Annotated in this window: 3 protein-coding genes and 1 pseudogene; 2 read left to right on the top strand and 2 right to left on the bottom strand. The window is 33.5% G+C overall.

Features of this window, described 5'->3' with window-relative positions; translation table 11 throughout:
- Both HMPREF0023_RS17090 and HMPREF0023_RS15520 read right to left on the bottom strand, forming a co-directional pair.
- Positions 1-97, bottom strand: a pseudogene (locus HMPREF0023_RS17090) (transcriptional regulator); the annotation flags it as partial.
- A gap of 1 nt (position 98) precedes the next feature.
- Entirely contained in the window at positions 99-335 is a 237-nt protein-coding gene (locus HMPREF0023_RS15520; protein WP_005091449.1) for a hypothetical protein, read from the bottom strand.
- Positions 336-538: 203 nt separating this feature from the next.
- Between HMPREF0023_RS15520 and HMPREF0023_RS15515 the strand changes: the two genes are divergently transcribed.
- Both HMPREF0023_RS15515 and HMPREF0023_RS15510 read left to right on the top strand, forming a co-directional pair.
- Complete coding sequence (locus tag HMPREF0023_RS15515; protein WP_005091447.1) at positions 539-1,390, top strand: hypothetical protein; 852 nt, start codon at positions 539-541, stop codon at positions 1,388-1,390.
- A gap of 366 nt (positions 1,391-1,756) precedes the next feature.
- Positions 1,757-3,252 (top strand): hypothetical protein (locus HMPREF0023_RS15510; RefSeq protein ID WP_008942548.1); only part of this gene is annotated, 1,496 nt, incomplete at its 3' end.

Raw genomic sequence — 3,252 nt, 5'->3', positions numbered from 1 at the left:
TCATTCGATAAAACTTGGTTCTGCCAATAGAAAGAAGTGCCATAAACTCTTTTGCTCGAATTCTACGATCAATTTTAAAGTTATGTGCAATACCCATTTTACACACCCTCCAAACTTTGAATTTTGACTTTCGTATACAAAACACTAAATGTCGATTCAGGAAAATCACCACGGCGAACCATCTTCCAAAAAGTTGATTCTGTGATATTCAACAAGCCTTTGCTGGCAGGCTTGTATGAAACTTTGCATCTACGGCCACTACGATCCACATAGTCCTTTGCTGGACGTTCAGGATAGTTGACTAAATCTTTTACACGATAACGGGACTCTAACATTTTACTAGTTTCCATTGAGCCAAATTTTACTCAATCATCAATTCAATTACATCAGACTTTTCGTGTGATGCCGACTTAATGACTGTCCATGACCTAATGGTAGTGACTCATTGAGTTTTTTTTTAGCATACTACAAAGATAATAAAATATTATACTAGAATATGTGTTAAATTAATAATTATTATAATATTTTTATTTTGAGTATGATGAAAATTACTAATGAAGACATCAATATTCTAGAGGCGGAAATGCTTAATTGTTACATTTACCATGCAGGTGGTGTAGGGCATTTGGAAGAGCAACAGGCATTCTCTGCTGACGAAATTGAGTTAATAAGAAAATGTATGGCTGATGAGATTTCACTCAGAGGAGAAGCTCAACTCTCACAGTTTTATGAGCTGAATCGGTTATTAGATCGGATTGCTCAACTAAAAGAAGAATTATTGGGGATGGATGATAATCAAAAAAATAAACACAGCGTGGATGGCTATAGACGTATACTTTATGCATACCTAGAACTTGATTTCGATCAGCATGTTTTTCAGCACCCAAAGTTACAACGCCGAATCAATGGCATAAAAAATGTGAAAAAGCGCTATGAAGGTAATCTTTATGAAAAGCGAGAGATCATTTATCGTGTATTACGAGAAACTGCAAAAATAAAAGGACGTTGGAAATCTGTTACAGCTGCAATCAATGATGTTTACCCGACACTGGAAAAAGAGCTTAAAGCCTTTGATCAAAATTGGATCACAAGTCGCGTAGCAGAAAATACCAGCAAAATTGCAGAATTACGGGATGCTTTAGAAAATAATAAAAAGCGTTATAAGGGTGCCTGTGATATCAAAATTCAGGATCGAACTTATATTAGTTACATTAAAAGTCTGGAAGAAGAAAACAGAGAATTTAGACGAGCTTTAAATGCCCATAATGTTGCAGATATTTTGAAGAAAAAAATGGCATTTAACTCGAATGATCAAGAACAGACACTTCTTAATCATGTACGGAATTGTCCAGAACTGCTTGCAGAGATTATTGAAAAAGATTCCAAGTAGGGGGGAGCTTTCAGAGCGTCTAGAGACATATTCCTTTGAACTACACTGATGCCATTTTTTTGCATAACACTAAAAATTTTGCTTTTAAATTTAGATGAAAAAGAAAATAATATTTTAAAAATATAGCCTAAGCAGAAAAATCTTCTCTGATTTTTTGTTTAGGCTTTTTTTTCTGCCTCGAACTTCTCATTCTTATTTTTGGAATTATTATCATTTATTAATGATTATCATTATTTTGTTTTTATGCCGTGTTTATCCTCAAAAGCACCTTTTTTATTTTATAATTTTGACTAAGTGAAAATAGGTGTGTTTTTTATAAACAAGATTTATGTAATATATAGCTTATAGAATAAAAATGGCTGATTTATGGGTATGGAACTTACTAAAATTGACGTGGATAGAAGAATCAGAGACATTGCTGAGGTTTTGAGAATCTTCCTTCAGCTACATGGGAGGGAGGTCAACTCTGAGGTTATTTATGCATTGGATACATTTTATGAACTTGCCTTACGCCGACAGTTTGGTGAGGAAATAGCAGATAAAAGACAAAAACAGTTAATAGATTTTATTAAAAAATTATTTGATCCAGAACGTAATGATGTTGCTCAATTGGATTATATCAAGCAACATTACCAACAAATACTTTCAACAAAACCGTCTAGAACAGATGATTCAATCTTCGGATTTCATCCATTCAGTACATGCTATCCTCAAGTTAATGCGCTTATTCTTTTACCTAAAAATTGGCGGATTTTTTTCAATGTTCTTGCACAAAACTTATCAAGGTTTTGGATGCATAGATACGCTTTTGATGGGAGTGAGGAGCTATTAATTAGGCAATGGCTCAATAATTTTCCAGCGATGCTAGATAATACTTGGCTGAAAATGTATCGGGATCTTGAGTACTTCAAGGAAAGATTTGATCAATCCTATAACGAATCGAATAAAGTAAAGGTTTTATGTTTAAAACTTGGTTATTGTTTAGACCCCCTAATAGATCCGATAAGAATACATGGTGCGCAACTAGAATGGGCTAAAAACAGGACCCTTCATCATCTAAACATTTTTAGATATGAGGTTAAAAGTAATGAACGAATACTTACGAGCTTTCTAAAACTTGATTTTGGTTCACACTATGATTTTTCTGTATTTGGCATATTTGTCTTCAAAAACCAAAAAACAGAATCTATGGATAGTATAAAGAATGAGGTAGAAAAAATATGGGAAAAGACATACCTCAATCTCCCACTTTATGAACAAAACTCTCGTTTTTTCGATGGGAAAGAGTATTCAACTCAAGAAATCCAAAGAAATAAATATCGAGAGTTGGTGTATAAGCCTTATTGTGAACGTATAATTCATAACGTCAGATCTGGTGTTATAGCTAAAGATAGTGAGAAATATAATTTGTTCATCAGGACAACTTTAAATTATGTCATTAACTCTTCAGCACTGTTTGAGTTATGGATTGCAGGTAAAGAATGTAAGCGATATTTTTGTTGTGAAAATGAGGGGCTTATATATAAACCGCAGACCATAAAGCAAAACACCAAGACCCCAAAAAAACCAAGAAAGCGATCTGAGCCTATCGTAGAAAAATTTGAATTTGGTTTGTGGAAATATTTTAAGTACATCAAGCTTAGAACGATGGAAAAGAAATCTATAAAAAATATTGAGTTTATTTATGGGAACTTGGTAGATCGATATCCTCAGATAGATCCGCAGGTATGGCAGTATTTAATGGAATTGGAAGCATTTGTATATTTATTGGCAAAGTGGAAACAACTACCTATAAATCCCGATAATACTTCTGCTAGGTCAAAGAAAGATGATCGAGGCACTGACTTACAAAAGTTATATAT

The sequence above is a fragment of the Acinetobacter sp. ATCC 27244 genome (assembly GCF_000156555.1).
In the GTDB taxonomy this organism is placed as follows: Bacteria; Pseudomonadota; Gammaproteobacteria; order Pseudomonadales; family Moraxellaceae; genus Acinetobacter; species Acinetobacter haemolyticus.
The sequence above is the reverse complement of the archived record's forward strand: the minus strand, read 5'-3'. Positions and strand labels throughout refer to the sequence as shown.

What these genes read in the sequence shown, in the direction of transcription:
- HMPREF0023_RS15520 (WP_005091449.1), bottom strand. Translation starts at nt 335, where the DNA reads ATGTTAGAGTCCCGTTATCGTGTAAAAGATTTAGTCAACTATCCTGAA.
- HMPREF0023_RS15515 (WP_005091447.1), top strand. Translation starts at nt 539, where the DNA reads ATGATGAAAATTACTAATGAAGACATCAATATTCTAGAGGCGGAAATG.